Origin of the sequence: Mesorhizobium sp. M1A.F.Ca.IN.022.06.1.1 (assembly GCF_003952605.1) — a bacterium.
Taxonomy (GTDB): domain Bacteria; phylum Pseudomonadota; class Alphaproteobacteria; order Rhizobiales; family Rhizobiaceae; genus Mesorhizobium.
This window is the reverse complement of record NZ_CP034455.1, coordinates 2,293,254-2,311,927: the sequence shown is the minus strand read 5'-3', so window position 1 is coordinate 2,311,927 and position 18,674 is coordinate 2,293,254. Positions and strand designations below refer to the sequence as shown.

The 18,674-nt window shown below is 62.6% G+C and carries 17 protein-coding genes; 5 read left to right on the top strand and 12 right to left on the bottom strand.

The window, feature by feature from the left end; translation table 11 throughout:
• Window positions 1-7: 7 nt before the first annotated feature.
• A complete protein-coding gene (locus EJ078_RS10975) occupies window positions 8-1,255 on the bottom strand; it encodes an ABC transporter substrate-binding protein (RefSeq protein WP_127213789.1) in 1,248 nt (415 codons plus the stop codon).
• A 430-nt stretch (window positions 1,256-1,685) separates the two neighbouring features.
• Here EJ078_RS10975 and ftsZ point away from each other — a divergent pair, with 430 nt between their 5' ends.
• The 4 genes from ftsZ (at window position 1,686) to EJ078_RS10955 (ending at window position 6,708) form a co-directional block, all read left to right on the top strand.
• Window positions 1,686-2,678, top strand: coding sequence for a cell division protein FtsZ (gene ftsZ / locus EJ078_RS10970; protein WP_208721508.1), 993 nt, complete (start codon window positions 1,686-1,688; stop codon window positions 2,676-2,678).
• A 381-nt stretch (window positions 2,679-3,059) separates the two neighbouring features.
• The gene (locus EJ078_RS10965; protein ID WP_206517771.1) at window positions 3,060-4,433 is read left to right on the top strand and encodes a hypothetical protein; all 1,374 of its coding nucleotides are present in this window, start codon (window positions 3,060-3,062) and stop codon (window positions 4,431-4,433) included.
• Between the two features lie 171 nt (window positions 4,434-4,604).
• Window positions 4,605-5,435, top strand: coding sequence for an SIR2 family protein (locus EJ078_RS10960; protein WP_095829150.1), 831 nt, complete (start codon window positions 4,605-4,607; stop codon window positions 5,433-5,435).
• Between the two features lie 97 nt (window positions 5,436-5,532).
• Window positions 5,533-6,708, top strand: coding sequence for a beta-glucosidase (locus EJ078_RS10955; RefSeq protein ID WP_127403477.1), 1,176 nt, complete (start codon window positions 5,533-5,535; stop codon window positions 6,706-6,708).
• 9 nt (window positions 6,709-6,717) lie between these two features.
• On the opposite strand, the gene glf is transcribed toward EJ078_RS10955, so the two are convergent.
• Together glf and EJ078_RS10945 are read right to left on the bottom strand one after the other, a co-directional pair.
• Window positions 6,718-7,854, bottom strand: coding sequence for a UDP-galactopyranose mutase (gene glf, locus EJ078_RS10950; protein ID WP_066993849.1), 1,137 nt, complete (start codon window positions 7,852-7,854; stop codon window positions 6,718-6,720).
• A gap of 2 nt (window positions 7,855-7,856) precedes the next feature.
• A complete protein-coding gene (locus tag EJ078_RS10945) occupies window positions 7,857-8,909 on the bottom strand; it encodes a glycosyltransferase (protein WP_245322490.1) in 1,053 nt (350 codons plus the stop codon).
• Window positions 8,910-9,353: 444 nt separating this feature from the next.
• Here EJ078_RS10945 and EJ078_RS10940 point away from each other — a divergent pair, with 444 nt between their 5' ends.
• Window positions 9,354-10,271, top strand: coding sequence for a hypothetical protein (locus tag EJ078_RS10940; protein ID WP_067328531.1), 918 nt, complete (start codon window positions 9,354-9,356; stop codon window positions 10,269-10,271).
• 30 nt (window positions 10,272-10,301) lie between these two features.
• Here the strand turns inward: EJ078_RS10940 and EJ078_RS10935 are convergent, their stop codons facing one another.
• Genes EJ078_RS10935 through EJ078_RS10895 form a run of 9 tightly spaced genes read right to left on the bottom strand, consistent with a single transcriptional unit; the run spans window position 10,302 to window position 18,631 of the window.
• Window positions 10,302-10,718 (bottom strand): c-type cytochrome, encoded by a 417-nt coding sequence (locus EJ078_RS10935; RefSeq protein ID WP_127213785.1) that lies wholly within the window; start codon window positions 10,716-10,718, stop codon window positions 10,302-10,304.
• Window positions 10,699-11,577 carry a cytochrome c oxidase assembly protein gene (locus EJ078_RS10930; protein ID WP_067328536.1) on the bottom strand — a complete coding sequence of 293 codons (879 nt, stop codon included), beginning with the start codon at window positions 11,575-11,577 and terminating at the stop codon, window positions 10,699-10,701. Before EJ078_RS10930 ends, EJ078_RS10935 begins: the two co-directional genes overlap by 20 nt.
• A complete protein-coding gene (locus EJ078_RS10925; RefSeq protein WP_127213784.1) occupies window positions 11,574-11,915 on the bottom strand; it encodes a hypothetical protein in 342 nt (113 codons plus the stop codon). The genes EJ078_RS10930 and EJ078_RS10925 overlap by 4 nt, the downstream gene beginning before the upstream one ends.
• A complete protein-coding gene (locus EJ078_RS10920) occupies window positions 11,915-12,520 on the bottom strand; it encodes a cytochrome c oxidase subunit 3 (RefSeq protein WP_127213783.1) in 606 nt (201 codons plus the stop codon). The genes EJ078_RS10925 and EJ078_RS10920 overlap by 1 nt, the downstream gene beginning before the upstream one ends.
• Window positions 12,517-14,493 carry a cytochrome c oxidase subunit I gene (gene ctaD / locus EJ078_RS10915; protein WP_127213782.1) on the bottom strand — a complete coding sequence of 659 codons (1,977 nt, stop codon included), beginning with the start codon at window positions 14,491-14,493 and terminating at the stop codon, window positions 12,517-12,519. The genes EJ078_RS10920 and ctaD overlap by 4 nt, the downstream gene beginning before the upstream one ends.
• Entirely contained in the window at window positions 14,490-15,485 is a 996-nt protein-coding gene (gene coxB, locus EJ078_RS10910) for a cytochrome c oxidase subunit II (RefSeq protein WP_127213815.1), read from the bottom strand. Before coxB ends, ctaD begins: the two co-directional genes overlap by 4 nt.
• A gap of 14 nt (window positions 15,486-15,499) precedes the next feature.
• Window positions 15,500-16,033 carry a c-type cytochrome gene (locus EJ078_RS10905; RefSeq protein ID WP_095799423.1) on the bottom strand — a complete coding sequence of 178 codons (534 nt, stop codon included), beginning with the start codon at window positions 16,031-16,033 and terminating at the stop codon, window positions 15,500-15,502.
• On the bottom strand, window positions 16,030-16,830 hold the full coding sequence (locus EJ078_RS10900) for a substrate-binding domain-containing protein (RefSeq protein WP_245322488.1): 801 nt from the start codon (window positions 16,828-16,830) through the stop codon (window positions 16,030-16,032). Before EJ078_RS10900 ends, EJ078_RS10905 begins: the two co-directional genes overlap by 4 nt.
• A gap of 49 nt (window positions 16,831-16,879) precedes the next feature.
• Complete coding sequence (locus tag EJ078_RS10895; protein ID WP_306462651.1) at window positions 16,880-18,631, bottom strand: methanol/ethanol family PQQ-dependent dehydrogenase; 1,752 nt, start codon at window positions 18,629-18,631, stop codon at window positions 16,880-16,882.
• Between the last annotated feature and the right edge of the window lie 43 nt (window positions 18,632-18,674).

Here is an 18,674-nt window from a genome sequence, read left to right as displayed (position 1 = left end):
ATCGGCGCTACCTGAGAACGCATTTCGTTTCCGGCTGATCGATGCCGAGGGTGTCGAGTTCGGAGACTTGGTGGAGATAGCCCTCCTGGGGAGATGTCGAGACGACCGATTTGGCATCGCCAAGCAGGATCGGCTGGCGAAGCTGGAGGTTCCATTTGCGGAAGGTCAGCTTCTGTCCCTTGAAGGCGGCGACCGAGAAGTCGTCCGAGCGGATGTAATCGCTGATCTTTTTCGGATCGTCGCCATTGGTGCGCGTAGTGGCTTCGCCGACGGCCCGCGCGGCCGTCCAGGCCGACATGTCCTTGGACATCATTCGCCGGCCTGCCGTCTTCAGGAAGCGATTTTGCATTTGAATGCCGCCCCACTGTTCACTCGCGGGATGCCATGACGATGCCACAAGACCGGCCGTGCCTGCGACGAGCCGCGGCGTCCAGCTGCGGTAGGGCACGTAGGTCCCGAACACCTCGCTTTCATCGGCCACAAGCAGCACGTCATGCTCCGGCAGGTCTTGCGTGAATACCGAAATCTGTTGCTGTATCTGCGTCGCCCCGGTGTCAGTGCGGCGCGCCGTCCCGGTATCCTTGAATTCTTTCTCCGCGACGATCTGTCCGCCGAAGCGGGCTGCCGCGCGGCGCAACGCGTCGGCATAGAGGCGGTCCTCATCATGCGAGCCGTAGAGCAGCACCCAGTTCGGCCATTTCTTCACCATCAGATACTGCGCCAGAGCGTCGGCGAGCATGCTTCGCGTCGGCGCGATGTGGAAGACGTTTATGCGGCAGTCCTCCTCGCGCAGTCTGTCGTCGGTGGCGCCCACGTTGAAGATCAGCACGCCCTTGTCGCGGGCAATGTCGGCGATAGACAGCAGCTGCTTGGCCGAGAGGTCCGCGAGGACATAGCGTTCGCCTTTGGCAATCAACGCGTTGAATGCCTGAACCGCGTCGGCTTCCGGTTTTATCTCGGTGACATCGAGGCTGAATTTCTGCTTGATGAACTTGCCCGTGGTGTTGTTGTCGCCGATGGCGACATTGGCGCCGGCGACACCTTCGTCACGCGGCGGCTCGTCCAGCAGGGAAAGCGTCAGGCGCGGCGCGTAGGCCCGTAAATAGCCTATCTTGATTTCGGTTGTCTTCTCGTCCGGCTTGATCGCTCCGGCCGGCTGCACGGTCGGTTGCTGGGCGAACGCACGCGGAGCAGCAGCGATCAGGGACAGAAAGCACAAAAGGGCCGCCAAGGTGCCCGACACCGCGCTTGTCATCGACAAATCACCGTTCTTGCGCCTAAGTCCGATCGTTTGCCGGACCAGCGCGAAGTCAAGGTGTCCCAAGGCGAACTTAGAGAGCCGGCGGGATTTATCAACCTCGTGAGCAGGACGTCTCCGGCTCTGCCGGCAACTGCGCAGTAAGTTCCGAACGATGCTGGCCGCGCGACGGTCCGAAGCGGCCCGGACGTATCTCAGGGAAGAGTTGCTTCGGCGAACCATTTGTCTTTCGTCGCCCCCAGCACCCCCACCGGTTCACGCAGGTTGCGCTCGGACCACGGCGCTCCTGAAGCAAAACTTGCGATTTGACGCCCTCAGCTTGACCTTGCGGCGAGGCCTGTCCTCTGATTCCCTGATCTTGGCGGGACCATCTGATTCGTTTGCTAGTTGCTCTGGCGCAGCCACTGCGTCCCGTAGAGAGATCACAATGACCGCCAAGCCGGAAATCCTGGAGATGAGACCTAAGTTAACCGTTGTGGGGGTCGGTGGCGCTGGCGGAAACGCCGTCAACAACATGATCGCTGAAGGCCTGCAGGGGGTCGAGTTCGTCGTCGCCAATACCGACGCCCAGGCGCTCACCATGTCGAAGTCGCCGCGGCTGATCCAGTTGGGTGCGCATGTGACCGAAGGCTTGGGCGCCGGATCTCTCCCCCACTTCGGCAGCGCGGCCGCCGAGGAATCCATCGACGAGATCATGGATCATCTTGCGGGAACGCACATGTGTTTCATCACGGCGGGCATGGGCGGCGGCACCGGGACTGGCGCCGCGCCCGTCATTGCGCGTGCGGCGCGCGATGCCGGCATTTTGACGGTGGCCGTCGTTACCAAGCCTTTCACGTTCGAGGGCAAGCGCAGGTCCCAGGCCGCCGAAGAGGGCATAGAACGCCTTCGCGAAAGCGCCGACACCGTGATCGTCATCCCCAACCAGAACCTTTTCAGGGTCGCCGACGCCAGGACGACGTTTGCCGATGCCTTCGCTATGGCGGACCGTGTTCTCTACGCCGGTGTCGGCTGCATCACGGATCTCATCGTGAAGGAAGGCCTGATCAATCTCGATTTTGCCGACGTGAAGTCGGTGATGCGGGACATGGGCCGGGCGATGATGGGAACCGGTGAGGCCTCGGGGGAGGGCCGCGCAAGGACGGCGGCCGAGGCAGCAATCGCCAACCCGCTGCTCGATGAGGCTTCCATGACGGGCGCCAGAGGCCTGCTGGTATCGATCTGCGGCGGCACGGACATGACGCTCTTCGAGGTCGACGAAGCCGCGACACGGATACGGGAAGAGGTCGACGCCGACGCCGACATTATCGTCGGCGCCATCTTCGACCAGGCATTGGCCGGAAAGTTTCGGGTGTCGGTCGTCGCAACGGGTCTGCGGAAGAGCGAAGACATGCCGCAGCTTCAGCAGAGGATCGCCTGAAGCCGGCCTTCCTGGTTGGCGAGATCCCGCCGGCGAATCTCTACTCGTCGCTATGACTTGACTTGGTTGGCTTTCGGTGGCCTGCCCAGGCCCCTACGGCCGGGATGGTGGCGAGCGGATCCTAGCTAGGGTTTTCAGTCGAGCGAAGCTGGAGCAGATCAGCTGGCTATTCTTTAATAACGGGCCATTCTCTCGGCGATGAGGCCCGGGCGGGCTGCGATTTTTGCTCCGGCGCCGGTGAACATTTTTCCCCTGAGACAGTTTGGAGTGCCTTGGGGAATACCGGAAAGCCACTTGGACAATACGGGATTAACGGGAAGCACGACCAGTGACGCGGAGGGCGTATTCGCTGTCCGGTCCGCGGGTCTGCAGTGGATCACGGTGAGCGGCTCGTATTTCGCCACTGAGGACGGCGAGCCGTGGATGCCGATCGGGCAGAATGACGCGATAAGCTGGCCTGAGCTAAATGGGCTGTTCCGGCGCAAGGACATAGCCGGCGTGGAGGCTCACCTCCGCTGGCTTAGGCAAAGCGGCGTCACCTGCCTCAGGCTGATGCTGGAATATGCTCAGGTCCGCCACCGCTACTTCGAGCGGCCGCTCGGTCGCTTCGTCCCTGCCATGGTGCGGCTGTGGGACGATCTTTTTCGTCTCTGTGAAAAGCACGGCTTGAGAATACTGCTCACCCCGTTCGATACATTTTGGCAGTGGCGGCACTGGCGTCATCACCCCTATAATCAGAGGAACGGCGGCGCGCTGGATCAGCCCTCGCGCTTTCTGGTCTGCACGGCCACGCGCCGCGCCATCAAGGCAAGGCTGGAATTCGCGGTGCGCAGATGGGGCGGCAGCGGCGCGCTCTTCGCTTGGGACCTCTGGAACGAGATCCATCCCGAGCAGGCCGAAGGCAGCGCCGACGATTTCGGCGACTTCATCCACGATCTCGGTGCTTTCGTTCGCCGGCTGGAGATTTCGCTCTACGGCCGCTCCCACCCGCAAACGGTTTCGCTCTTCGGACCGGAGCTTCGCTGGCGGGCGCACATGCCGCTCCGCGAACCTATCTTCCGGCATCCGGATCTCGACTTCGCCTCCCTCCACATCTACGAGGAGGGCACGATCGATCATCCCAGCGACACAGTGGCCCCGGCGCTCGGCCTGGGGCGGATCGTCGGCGAGGCCTTGGCCGAAACTCGCGATGGCCGCCCGTTCCTCGACAGCGAACATGGCCCGATCCATACCTTCAAGGACAAGAAGATCACGCTGCCGGAGCCGTTCGATGACGAATATTTCCGCCATATGCAATGGGCGCACCTGGCTGCCGGCGGTGCCGGTGGCGGTATGCGCTGGCCGAACCGCACGCCGCATGTGCTCACACCCGGCATGCGGCGGGCGCAGCGCTCGCTGGCGGGTTTCCTGCCGCTGATCGACTGGCGTCGGTTCCGACGTGTCCATCTCGGCGGCCGGGTGCGGGTTTCCCGCCCCGATGTCGCGGCGGTAGCCTGCGGCGACGATGCCCAGGCGGTGGCCTGGCTGGTTCACCGCGAGACGATCGGGCCCAACGGCATGCTGCGGGCCGTCGCGCAAACCGAGCCCGTCATGATCGACCTGCCTGGGCTGGCTCCGGGTAGCTACCGCATAGTCGGCTGGGATACTGCGGCCGGCACGCAAGCGGCGGAATGGCGGGCGCAAGCGGACGGTAGGTTGAAGCTGGAGGTGCCACCGTTCGCGACCGATGTCGCGCTGGCGATTCGCCGATGCTGAGAGGGACCGAAGCCAAGCCGCCTGTCCCTGCCTGCGCATTGCTTTCGGCGAGTCTGACCTGAGTATCGGCGTCTTCTGGATTTTCACGGCTGAGCGGGGAACACTTCATCCACCTCCAGGTTCGGAAGTATGCGTCATGCCCCACCCCCGGCAGCCCACTCAGCTTCGGCAATGAACGAGGACCCGATTCTTCCACTCGCTAAAGCGATCCGAGAGCGCAATGCGGTGCTCTTTGTCGGAGCTGGTGTTTCGATGAGCGTGGGGCTGCCTTCCTGGGAGAAGCTGATTGAACGCATGGCGAGCGAACTCGGCCTGGATGGCGCGAGACCGCGTGATCGCTTCCAAACCCTGGCCGAGTATTACCGGATCAAGCATGGCAGCATCGGGCCGTTGCGCAGTTGGATGGACAGGCACTGGACCGTGACGAGGGAGAAGATTCGGGAGTCCGAACTGCATCGTCTGATCGTCGCGCTGGATTTTCCGGTGATCTACACCACCAACTATGACCGGAACCTCGAAGTCGCCTTTGAGATACACGGCCGCGCATATGTGAAGGTGGCAAATGCTAGGGATGTCTCGAAGGCTCGCCGGGACGTCGCTTGCATCGTGAAATTCCACGGCGACTTCGATGACGATTCCTCGCTGGTCCTTACGGAAACCGACTATCTCGATCGGTTATCCTTCGATTCGCCGCTCGATGTGCGGTTTCGTTCCGATGCGCTGGGCAGCACGGTTCTGTTCGTCGGCTATAGTCTCTCGGACCTGAACATCCGGCTGCTGTTGCATCGGCTTTGGCAGACATGGAACCGTTCGGGCTACGAGGCGGATCGGCCGCCGTCATACATTTTCATGGCGAGCCGAGACCCCGTCGAAGAAGCCGTGCTGGGGCGTTGGGGTATCTCCGTGCTCACAGGCGACAACGACGATCCGGAAGTCGGTCTCGTGAGTTTCCTCAGTCGGCTGGCCGAGGTTGTGAACGATCAGGAGATCACGCTGGGCTGAACGCCGTTCAGCACGCGGCAAGAACGAAGAATTTGCCCAACCCAAAGAGGGTTTCGGCCGTTGGTCGACCGTGCCGGCCAATGCAAGGAGTAGGAATGTGCCGCAAGCCGTTAGCCCAAACGTGAATCCGGCTGCCAGCGCGGTCACATTCGACAGTTTTTTCATGGGCGGTTTCGAATGCTCCTCGCACCGGCGAAAGGATGGCGTGCGTCTCGATCTCGTGCGGGCGACTGGCCATGATTCTCACGCAGAACGCGACTATCGCGGCTGCGCGAACCTTGGGCTCAGAACTGTTCGTGACGGGCTACGCTGGCACCTGATCGAGAAGGCGCCGGGCGTGTACGATTGGTCGAGTTGGGCGCCGATGATCGAAGCGGCAAATCTCGCCGGCGTTCAGGTCATCTGGGATGTCTTTCACTACGGAACCCCCGATTATCTTGACCAGGGCGGGAAGGAGCTGATCGAGCGCTATGCCGATTTCGCAGCGGAAGCTGTCCGGTTGCATCGGGCCGTCAGCGGGAAGGCTGCGCTCGTCTGCCCGATCAACGAGATATCGTTCTTCGCCTGGGCAGTCGAAGTGGGCTATTTTCCACCGGCCGGCCCAAGGCGAAGGGGTTGGTTCAAACGCCACCTCGTCAAGGCTGCCGTGCAAGGCATACGAGCCATGCGCCAAGCGGATCCAGAATGCCGGTTCATCTGGGCCGAGCCGCTTATTCACATCGCGCCGCGCGATCGAAGCCGCGCGGAAATGCGGGCGGCTGAAAAAGTCCGTCAAGGACAGTTCGAAGCGTACGACATGCTGATGGGGCGCGTCGAGCCGCAGCTTGGCGGCAGCGAAGATCTCATCGATGTCATCGGTCTGAATTTCTACCCGCACAATCAGTGGTACCTGCACGGGCCAACAATCCCGATGGGGCATCACGAATACCGGGCTCTGTCGGAAATGCTCGTCGAGGTCGCCCAACGCTACCGACAGCCGATGTACATTGCAGAGACCGGTGCGGAAGGATCGGGAGGCCCGGCATGGCTTCACTATGTGTGCGACGAGGTGCGGGACGCCGTGAGCCAAGGCGCGCCGGTCGGGGGAATCTGCCTTTATCCGATTACGGCTTACCCTGGATGGGACAATTCACGCCACGCCGAAGTTGGCCTTTTCTCCGTCATCCATGCGGATGGATCGCGCCGCACCCGTCAGCCCATGGCCGATGAACTGGCGAGGCAGCAGAGGCTGTTTGGCCAGCGTTCTCGACCCACGCAGCCTTTGCCGGAGTAGCAAGCGGCTTTAGCCCGGCACAGCCATTGCCGGCTGCAAGGCGCCTCCAATTGGGACCGTCTTCTGAATGCGGGCGAAAGTAGCCAGAGCCTGACCCACGACCTGGTCCATATTGTAATAGCGGTATGTCGCAAGGCGGCCGACAAACCAGACATCCGGGCGACTGGCGGACAAGGCTTCATATTGCTTGTAGAGCGCTTCGTTTTCCGGCCTGGGCACCGGGTAATACGGATCGCCAATGTCGGTCGGGTATTCATAGGTGAGGCTTGTCCGGGCGTTCTTCTGGCCGGTCAGATGCTTGTACTCGGTGATCCGGGTGAAGTCCTCCGTTTGCGGATAGTTGACCACAGCGACCGGCTGGAACTGTTCGCATTCGACGGTCACGTGCTCGAAACGCAGTGAGCGATACGGCAGACGGCCAAGTCTCCAGTCGAAGAATTCGTCGACAGGGCCGGTGTAGATCAGCTTGCGGAACGGAATCCGGTCCCGGACCTCACGATAATCCGTCTGCAGCATGATCTTGATATTGGGATGGTTGAGCATGCGCTCGAACATGCGCGTGTACCCGTTCGCGGGCATGTGCTGGAAGCTGTCGCCGAAGTAGCGGTCGTCGCGGTTGGTCCTGGTCGGAACCCGGGCGGTTACCGATTTGCTAAGCTGGGAGGGGTCTACGCCCCATTGCTTCCTGGTGTAGCCGCGGAAGAATTTCTCATAGAGTTCCCGCCCGACAGTGCTGACCACGACGTCCTCGGCCGTGTGGACTTCCTCGATGGTCTCGCGGCGAGACGCGAAGAAGTCTTCCAGTTCCACCGGATCCAAATCGAGACCATAGAGGCGGTTGATCGTATCGAGATTGATGGGGATCGGGAGAAGCATTCCGTCGACCGCCGCCAGCACACGATGTTCATACGGCCGCCATGTCGTGAAGTGTGACAGATAATCCACGATGGACCGCGCATTTGTATGGAATATGTGCGGCCCGTAGCGGTGGATGAGGATGCCTGCTTCGTCGTAGCAGTCATAGGCGTTACCCCCGATGTGATTGCGGCGATCGATGAGGAGAACGCTTTCTCCCCGCTGCGAGGCAATCCGTTCGGCGAGAACGCTGCCGGCGAAGCCGGCGCCGACGATCAGCCAGTCGAACATGGTCAGGCGCTCCTGCGGAACGGGACGACCTTTTTCCGAGCACTGGCGTTCCTGATATGAGCGGCCATGCCATTCCATGTGCGCTTCCAGGACATGTCCCGGAGATAGGCATCGACCTGCTGAAGCCGCGCCTCGCGCGATTGGGTAAGGACGGATCGCAGCTTGATGTCGACGTCCTCGGCGTCCACTATGTCGACGAGCCCGGCTGCGCCGTAGGTTCGCACAACATCGACAATTGCTGTTGAAACCACTGGCAGGCCAGCGGCGAGGAACTCCGGCGTTTTTGTCGGGCTGATGAAGCGTGTGGCCTCGTTGAGCGCGAACGGCATCCAGCCGGCGTCCCAGTGGCGCAGATAATCTGGAAGATCGGCATAGGCTTTCCCGCCGAGCCAATGCAGATTGCCCGCTGTCGGCAGGCTGCTCGGGTCGATCTTGACCACCGGACCGAGCATGACGAAATGCACGTCCGGCATGGCCTTGGAGGCCTGGGCCACGAGATCGATGTCGAGGCGCTCGTCGATGACGCCGAAGAAGCCCACCCGTGGATGAGGAATGCCGAATTGATCGGCCGGGTCCTTGCCGGGTGTCCTTGCCTTGTGGAAGTGGCTGACGTCGATGCTGCTCGGAAACGGATAGATGGCACGGTGCTGGCAGCGCTTCGCTTCAAAGAGGCTCAAGCCGCCGGTGAAGACCACGTCGGCACGCCCGAAGAGGGCTCGCTCCATCATGGCCAACTCGGTTGGCGCATTCTTGAACGCCGAAAGTTCGTCCATGCAGTCATAGACGCAGACATCGCAATTGATGTGCGCGCTGAAGCGTAGGGCCATGGGCGTGTAGTACCAGGCGGTCAGGTTAGTGTGCGGCGTCGAAGCGATGATCCGGTCGAGATATTTGCGCTGCACGGCATCAGCTCTGGCCGGGCTTGTGCCAATTGGAAGCAGAGGAGTCGCGACCCGAATTGCCGGCGCCACCTCTGAGAAACGCATCGAAGGATGCGAGCGCTCCTCGAAAACAGGTTCCTCGAAATAGATAATCTCATGTTCCTTCGCGGCCAAGGTAAGAATATGCTGTGGACGCTGATAGACAAAATTCCATCGTAAATGAGAGAAGCATATCAGTAAGTCTTGCGTCTTCGTGGTTTTTCTGCGAGGTGGTATTCTTATTGCCGCGTCCATACAAATTTTCCCTAGTGGCAGCCGAATTATATTGCGATTAACATTTGTTAATCGCAGGCAGCGGAGACGAGATCCACCTTTCCGTCTAACTTTCCGTCGAATAACTTGTTCCAGCCGCGAACCGTTAAAGCAGCGAAGGATCATGCCGCGGTGCTGCTGCCCCTTTGGGAGGTGGAGCCAAGATTCGCACGCAGGTTCCTGGGGACGGTCACTCGGTGGCCGTATTTCGGTAGCATGGGCAGCTAAGCTGTTCGACGGCTCCAACGATTCGCCTGGACCGGAGCCAAACGAGCCTCAAACGGCCGGCAATTGCTGGGGCAGGTGATGAAGATCGAGTTCGAGACGAATGTGTTCCCGCTCTTCCATCCGCAGGCGGTGGACGATCTTAAGGATCCATGCCCCGTCTTTGACGGCAGGCTTTGGCACGTCTTCGGCTCGAGCGGCACGGTAACAACCGAGAGCTGGAAGATACTTCACGCAACCGCGCCGGAGCTGCATGGTCCCTGGACGGAGCACGAGCCCATCGAGCTTCCTGTCACAGGATCGGGCGTTGCCGCGCCCGGTGTTGTCTACGAGCTCGGCGTCTTCCACATGTTCATCCAGACCGAGTTCATGAAGTCCGGCGGCCGCTGTGAGCACGCGGTGTCGAATGATGGCTTCAACTGGGTGGTGCTCAACCCGGCAATCCTGTCGATCCCTGGCACGGACGAAGATGGGATCTATGATCCGCATCCGGCGATCATCGGCGGCAAGCGCTACATCGTCTATTCCGGCATGCCGAAATTCAGTCGTGTGCCGCAACCCGATGTCTACCTGGCGCGCAGCCAGTCGGACTCGTGGTTCGGACCTTGGAAGCGGCTGGGCAAGATCCTCGACCATAGTGAGATCCCACACCACAATACGCGCGATGATCCCGACTACGAGTGGGGGATCGAAGGCGCCCAACTGGTCGAGCTCCCCGATGGCCGCGTGCTTCTGAACGCCACGTGCTTCCTTCCGCGGGGAGCGCGAGGCAGCCGACAACGCGTGTTTTTCGCCATCGCCGCCGAGGTTACCGGACCGTACGTTTCGATCGGTCCGGTTCTTGATCCAGGCGGGCCAGGAGAAAACGGTCACTCGACCGTCATGATCGAGGGCGAACAGCTCACGCTTTTTTACCAGAGCCGTGTCGCGGCGACGAACCATCGCTGGCGATATGGCCTCGCCAGATGCGATATCAGCGTCCTGTCGAAGGTTGCGTGACAGCCCAGGTTCCGGCGCGGCGGGGTTCAATTATTTCAAAGCATAGAGATAGGCCGCGATATCACGCGCCTGCTGCTCGGTGATCCTCGTCGATGGCATGGCGGTGTGCGGATTAACCTCTCTGGCGCCGCGTATCCAGCGGATCAGGTTCTCCGGATTGTTCGCCAGCACGCCGCCGATAATGACCCGGCGGGCGAGGCTGGCGTCGAGGCGCGGGCCGACCTGACCTTGCGCGCCCGGCACGCCAGGGATCGTATGGCAGCCGGAGCAGCCGTTCGCGGTCATGATCGGAATGGCGCGCGCGCCCACGCCGCCGGTTGCCGCGTCCGACTCGTGCCGGACACGATCACGCCGGTCGGCCCATAAGGCCACGGCGGCGACGGCTACGGCAACTACGATCATGGCGGCGAGGGCGCCGGCGATCAGTCTAGCCAGATCGGAGCGCATGCGTCGCCTCCCTGGTTCCGCTCTTGCTTATCCAGAGGCCGGCGAGCAGCAAAGCGGCTCCGCCATAGATCAGGCCAGCCGGAACCCACATCACCAGACCCGCAAGCTGCTGGTCCTCGATCGGGCTTAAACCCCACAGCGCTGCGCCACCGGCATTTTCCGGATACCAGAGTTTGGGCGACAGCAGCAGCAGCACGCCGAGCAGGCCGGTGTGCATCGAGGTGAAGAAGAGATGCATGACGGCGCTGCCATAGGCCTGCTGCCGACCGGAACGGGGCAGAAGCGCCCACCAGAACAGCAAGGCAGTGCCGAGGAAGCTCGCATGCTGGGTATAGTGCAGCACGCCCCGCTGCAGGGCTGCCTCGAACAGGAACGGGATGTGCCAGATCCAGATGGCGATCGCGTGGATGATTGTTGCGTTGAGAGGGCGGCTGGCGAAGGCCCAGACCGCCTGCAGCATCTTGCCATGCGTGAGCCTTCCCGTTCTCTGCCGAAACGCGACCGGTAATGCCCATACCAGTGCCGCGCCGGGGCGGGCTGCAACCAGCAGCGGAGCCGCCAGCGCCATCAGCAGCTCGTGCTCGATCATGTGAGCGGCAAAGACCCGCTCGCCGAGCGCATGGATCGGGCTGACCAGCGCTCCCGTCAGCACGCACCACCCTGCGGCGAACAGCAAGGTTTGTCGTATCCGCTCTGGTCGGCCTCGGCTGCTGCGGCGCCACAGCCGGTTGGCGCCGGTCGCATAGACCAGCGCGAGCGCGGCCAGCGGAAGCGTGATGGGAAGGGCAAGCGTCCACCCGGTCTCGGGCGCGCCGGCGCCGTAGCAGATCGAGGTCGAGAAGAACGCCTCGAAGCTCATCGCAGGCACTCGTCGAGGATGAGCGCGGCGCTGGCCTGCATGACGATGACGAGGGCAAACAGCAAAGCCGAAAGCATGCCGAGATCGGCGATGAATCGCTCGGTGCTGCGTGTACGCTCCGGTTTGAAGGCGGCGCCGCCTTGCCGCTTCGCCTGCCACGACAGGACGCCGCCGAGGAGCGAAAACACCATGAGCACCAGTGCGACGGGAAGCACCACCGGGACCTGGCGATGACATTGCCAGGGCACCAGCGCGTAATTCAGCTGCGTAGAGATGGCCCAGGCCAGAGCCCCCGACACAAGACCACCCCAGGACGTTCCCAAACGCAGCGCGCGCATCAGCCTAGCCTCGGGACCCAGTAGATGAGCAGATAGATCGGGATCCAGGTCAAGACCACGAAATCCCAGTAGAAGACGTTGTCGCCGACGTCGCCGAAACGCCGGCCGCTATAGGCGTGGCGCGTGAACATCAGCACTGTCAGAACGATCGTGTCGCCGACATCGGTGATCAGATGGATGGTGTGCAGGCCGAGCAGCACCCACAGCATCGAGCCATAAGCGTTGGTGTCCCAATAGATGTTCAGGGCCGGAAACTCGAACCAGCGCACGATGAGCGGCGCGCTGCCGAGCAGCGACATCACCACCATGCCGATCCGCACCGGCCCGATGGCGCATTGCTTGGCGGAGCGGTTGAGGATGTGGTTCGGCACCAGGCTGACGATGAGAAGCAGCGTCACGATCGTTCCCGGCCAATGGTTGGGCTCCGGGGCGCTCAGACGCCAGTTGGGCCACAAGGTCGCCAGATAGAGATAAGCGCCGGCCGCCAGCGCAAAGCCCATCCCTTCCAGCGCCATGAAACCGAGCGTCCCCCACCAGGTCGGGCTGCGCGGACCAAGCCCGAAGCTTGGCAGGCCTGACAGATCGGCGGCGGGACGCTGCTTCATTCCTCGTCCTCCGGCGTATCTTTCGGCCAGAACCAGCCGATCAGGGTGATTGCGATCGGCGCGGCGCCCCAGACGATCGCCCAGGGCGTGAAGATCGAATAGAGAAAGGTGCCGCCGACAGCGATGGCAGCGAACAGCGGCCAGATCGACGGCGTCGCCGATTTCTCGCGGATATCGGGATGCGCTTCCGCCACCGTCGAGATGAGGAGCTCGCGCACATCGACGCGAAGGCCGGTGGCGACGGGAAGGGCCTCGCGTTCGGCCCAGAGCGGCTCGACATTCGTGACGATTGGAATGCGCGCGAAATTATAGCTTGGAGGCGGCGAAGACGTGGCCCATTCCAGCGTGCCGGCATCCCAGGGATTGTCGCCGGCCGGCGCGCCTTTCAAGGCGCCATGCACGAGGTTGAAGGTGAACAGCACGAAGCTCAGGAAGAAGAGCACCGCGCCGCCGGTGATGAACAGGTTGATGTTCCCCCAGCCAAGCTCGGCCGGATAGGTATAGACCCTGCGCGGCATGCCCCACAGGCCGACAAGGTGCATCGGGAAGAAGGCCGCGTTGAAGCCGATGAAGGCCAGCCAGAAATGCCAGCGTCCGAGGCGCTCGCTCATCATGCGGCCGGTGATCTTGGGGAACCAGAAATAGGCGGCACCCAGCAGTGGGAAAACCGAGCCGCCGATCAGCACATAGTGGAAATGCGCGACGACGAAATAGGTGTCGTGCACCTGCAGGTCGAGCGGCACCGAGGCCAGCATGACACCGGTGAGACCGCCAATGACGAAGATGAAGAAGAAACCGAAGACGAAGAGCAACGGCGTGCGGATCACCGGTCTGCCGTCCCACAAGGTCGCCAGCCAGCAAAAGATCTGCACGCCGTTGGGAATGGCGATCAACATGCTGGATGCCGTGAAGAAGCTTGCACCGAGCTTCGGCAATCCCGTCGCGAACATGTGGTGGACCCAGAGACCGAACGACAGGAAGCCGACCGCGATCAACGACAGGACCAGCCCGAGATAGCCGAACGCCGGCCTTCGAGCGAAAGCGGGAATGATCGCGGAGACGATGCCTGTCGCCGGCAGGAAGATGATGTAGACCTCGGGGTGACCGAAGAACCAGAACAGGTGCTGGAACAGCAGGGCGTCGCCGCCCTCCGCTGGATTGAAAATATGCGTTCCGACCAGTCGGTCGAGGATCAGGAAGGTCGAGGTGATCATGACCGCCGGCATGGCGAAGACGACGACGAATGAGGTCACCAGCAACGCCCAGACATAGAGCGGGATCTTGTCCAGCGACATGCCTGCCGCACGCTGCTTCAATACGGTGACAATGGTCGCGACGGCGACCGCCAGCGATGAGACCTCGGTATAGGTGATCATCTGCGCCCACACGTCGGCGCGCTTGCCGGGACTGAATTCGGGACCTGACAGCGGCACATAGGCGAACCAGCCGACATCCGGCGCCATTGCAAGGGCGAAGGACACCCAGGCGAAGAGACCTCCCGAGACATAAATCCAGTAACTGAACGCGTTCAGGCGCGGAAAGGCGATGTTGCGGCTGCCGACCATCAGCGGCACCAGATAGATGCCGGTCGCCTGCACGATGGGCACGGCAAACAGGAACATCATGGTGACGCCATGCATGGTGAACAGCTGGTTGTAGAGGTCCGGCCCGATCAGGCCGCGTTGCGGTCCCGAAAGCTGGATGCGCATGGCGACGGCGCTCAGCCCGCCCAGACACAGAAAGCCGAATGCCGTGATCAGATAGCGCCTTGCGACGACCTTGTGATCAACGCTGGACAACGCGCCGACGATGCCGGGCGGCGTCCGCCATGTGCGCGCGAGCCAGCGGTGAAGGCTGGCATCGTCCATGCCGGTGTCGCGCGGCCCATCACGTTCGGGGGCAACGTCGCCCTTGGCAGTCGCCTCACGTTCCGGCGGCAGGTCGCGTTCGCTGGCCAGGTCCGCGCTGCTCATTTCAGGCCCTCGAGATAGGCGACGATCGCGTTGAGCTCGTCGCCATTGAGCTCGACCACCGGCATGTGGGAGCCGGGCTTGATGCCTTGCGGATCGGCTATCCAGGCGGCGAGATTGCCGCGGCTCATCCTCAAGGTTCCCGCGGCAAGTGTTTGCCGGCTGGCAATATGGGTGAGATCCGGAGCGACCGTTCCGCCCGCGGGCGTGCCGCCGATCTTGTGGCACATCACGCAGGGACGCTTGAGAAACAAGTTTGCGCCCGCCTTCGCCTCGTCGCCCGTCGGGGCCGCGGCCGGCTGCAGCTGGTCGTTCCACCAGGCGTCGAACTTTGCCCGCGGCTCGGCGATGATAAAGGTGCCCATGTTCGCATGCTGCGCGCCGCAGAACTCGGCGCACTGGCCGCGATAGGTTCCGGGCTTGTCCGCCTTGATATCCAGCACGTTCATGTGACCGGGGATGAGGTCGAGCTTGCCGGCCAGACTTGGGATCCAGAAGGAATGGATCACATCGGTCGAGGTCAGAAGAAGCCGCACCGGTTCGCCGGCGGGGATGTGGATTTCGTTCGCCGTCGTCAGGATGCGGCTCGGCGTGGCATCCTCATAGCGCACCTCCCACCACCACTGGTGCCCGGTCACCCGAATGGTGAGCGCAGCGTTCGAGCCGATTGCCGCAAGCGTCCTGTTGGCCAAGAAGCTGAGCAGGGTCAGCCCGACCAGCGTCGCTGCGGTCAGCCCGACAGCGATGACCACAACGCGCAATTTGCGATGGTCGGCGCTGGCGTGGAGCATCAGCGGCTCGGTGCGCCTGGGTGGCCGCATCAACAGCGGTGCGGCGAGAGCGATCATCACCAGCACCCACACTACCGAGCAAAGCCCTATGAAGAACCAGATCAGCCATGCCAACTCGCTCGCCGCGGGGCCTTTCGGGTCGAGCGCCGATTGCCAGCCCGCGCATCCCTGGAGAGAAAGGACGCTTGCCGCGGCAAGCGCCATCGAGGCGAGGCCTTTCACGGCGACTTCCCCAGCGTGGCGGCATCCGGCATGCGGTTTTCCGACGGATGGGGCATCATGTCGTCATTTCGCTGTGGCGCAGCGGAAGAGGGCGCGTTGCCGCTTAGCGAACGCACGAAGGCCGCCAGTTCCCAGATCTGATCGTCGGGGATCTTGTTGCGGAAGCTCGGCATGCCGTTCGGACGTCCGTCGCGGATGGTGGCGTGAATGCTTTCCATGGAGCTGCCATAGATCCACTTCTGGTCCATCAGCGCCGGGCCCATGCCGCCGCCGCCATTGGCGTGGCATCCCGAACAGTTGAACCAGCCGAACAGGCGCTTGCCCTCGCTGAGATGAAAGGCGTTCGCCTCGAAGCTCGCCGCCTTGTTGTTGCTGGGGGAGGGCCTTTGGCCGCCAGGTTCCAGCGTAGTCACGGGCGTCGGCTGCCCGCCGGAGCCGAGCGAAGATTGCGGGCGCGTGTCCCGCTCCTCGCGCTGGCATGCCGCCAAGGCGAGCGTCACGGACAGCAGCGTCGCGAGACCCAGCCTCATCGCACCGGGCTCCCGGCGATGTCGAGAAGCGGAACGCCATATTGCGTCAGAACCGCGTCGATCTCGGCCTTGTGCCTGGCGAGCGCGCTATTCACATCGCCGCGCAGTCGCTCGTCCTCGCGCCGAACGCCCATCGAGATGTCGTACATCAGTGGCAGTTGCGGTCCATCGATGCGAGGTGTGACCGGCGTGATCCGGAGCGGCACCTTTTGCTTCGTAGCGAAGTAACCGGCGAGCGGGCCCCAGACCACGGCGACGTCGACCTCGCCGCTCGCGACAGCTTCCACAATGCGCGCCGCGGGGTTGGGAGCGGAATAGTCGCCGTAGACCGGGTAGCCGACGAGATGTCCGACAATGCCGCGACGGCCGAGCGCCTGGACCGGCGGCGAATTGGCGCCGTCATCGCCGATGAGCTGAACGCCGATGCGCATGTCGCGCAGCCGTGGATCGTTAAAGGACGTTACGTCCGGTCCATCCTGTCGTGCGACAAAGACGTAGGAGGATCTGTAGTAGGGCGAGGTGGTGCGTAGCATTTCGACATTTGCCGGCGTTCCGAGCACCAGATCGCAAAGCCCCGCTTTCAGCGTGTTGCGAACGAAGCCGCGGCGCTGCGCCCACCAGGTGTAGGTAAGCTTCGCGCCAAGGTCGGCCGCAACGATCTCGGCGATCTTGTTCTCGAAGCCTTCGCCGCTGGCGTCGGAGAACGGCATGTTGTTGGGATCGGCGCAGGCGCGCAGTTCCCGCGCATCCGCCGCGCCGGCCAGAACCAGCCAGACCAACGCGACGAGACCGGCCACGAGGGCCCGCGGGGCGGATCTTTTCGCCAGTGCCGTCGGTTTGAATGCATCAAGGCAGTCGGAACACATAGAGCGTGCCTCCCGCCGTTGTCGTGTTTTTCAAGTCCTTCATCGCGTTGACGAAACCGAGCGCAGCAGTGGCATCGCGCGGGTCGAGATCGCCCGAGACGATGGCGCCGGCCCAGCCGCCGACGCCGGACAGGATCGCGACATATTGGTGTCCGTCGGGGCCGCGATAAGTCACCGGCTGGCCGATGATGCCGGAGGAGGTCTTGAACTGCCAAAGCAGTTCGCCGGTCTTCGCGCTGACGGCCTTGAACCAGCCTTCCATGGTTCCGTAGAAGACGATATCGCCGGCGGTTACGACCGCGCCGCTCCATACCGGGAAGTTTTCCTTGAGGCTCCAGGCCGGTTTCTCCGCGGCGATATCCCACGCGGTGAAGGCCCCGCGATTGCCGCCGGGGCCCGGGATCATGCGCACGTTCATTCCGACATAGGGTGTGCCGGCGATGTAGTTCACCTCGACGCCTTGTTCGTCCATGCACAGATTGTTGTGCGGGATGTAGAGCAGGCCCGTCTTCGGCGAGAAGGCGGAAGGCTGCCAGTCCTTGAGGCCCGAGGCGGTCGGGCAGATGTCGCGGACGACCTTGCCGGTCCCGGTCTTCTTGTCGGGGTTTGCCATCAGCCTGCCCGTCTTGAGATCCACACCCTTGCTGGAGTTGACGGGGCCATAGGGTTTTGCGGACAGGACCTCGCCGGTGGTGCGATCAAGGACGTAGAGATAGCCGTTGCGCTCCGGCCGGACCAGCACCTTGCGCGGCTTGCCCTGCCAGTTCATGTCGAGCAGGATCTGCTCATTGATGCCGTCATAGTCGTGCAGATCGTGCGGCGTCCACTGATAGAACCATTTGGCCGCTCCGGTATCGGGATCGCGGGCAAAAATGCCCGATGTCCATTTGTTGTCGCCGGGGCGCAGGTCAGGGTTCCAGGGGCCTGGATTGCCGGTGCCGTGGAAGATCAGATTGAGATCGGGATCATAGGAGATCCAGCCCCACATATTGCCGCCGCCGATCTTCCAGGCCTCCGGCGGCCAGGTCGTCACACCGAGGTCCCTGCCCTTGTCCATGTCGTAATGCGGCTTGAAATCCGGGCCGATCAGCACCTCCTTGTCGGGACCCGTGCTGTAAGCCGTCCAGACGACATGGCCATCGCCGGCGTCGAGCGCCTTGACCCAGCCGCGTACGCCCATCTCGCCGCCCGAATTGCCGACGAGCACTTTGCCCTTCACCACCAGCGGCGCCATGGTGAGGGTCTCGCCGACATTGATGTTGCCGATATGGGTGTTCCAGATCGGCTGGCCGGAGTTCGCATCGAGCGCGATCGTGTGGCCGTCCAGCGTGTTGACGAAGATGCGCCCGTCGGTGAAGGCGGCGCCGCGATTGACGACGTCGCAGCACGCCACCCCTTGTGCCGCGGGCTCGGGATTGGGTTCGTATTTCCACTTGATCGGTGCGCCAGGTTTGGAGAGGTCGAGCGCGTAGACGATGTTGGGAAAGGGCGTCACGATATACATCGTGCTGCCGACCACCAGCGGTGCCGCTTCCTGGCCCTTGTTCACGCCGGTCGAGAAGGTGAAGGCGACCTGCAGGTTCTTGACGTTGCCTGCATTGATTTCCGCGAGCTCGCTATAGCGGGTCGAGGCGTAGTTCTTGGCTGGCATCGTCCATTGGCCGTCGTCGGGCGGGGCGGCGGAGGCCGGCGGCGAGATCGCAGGCGTCGAGGGCGACTCCGAGGCGGCCATCAGAACTGGGAGACAGGCCAGCATCATCGCCCCAACAATGCTT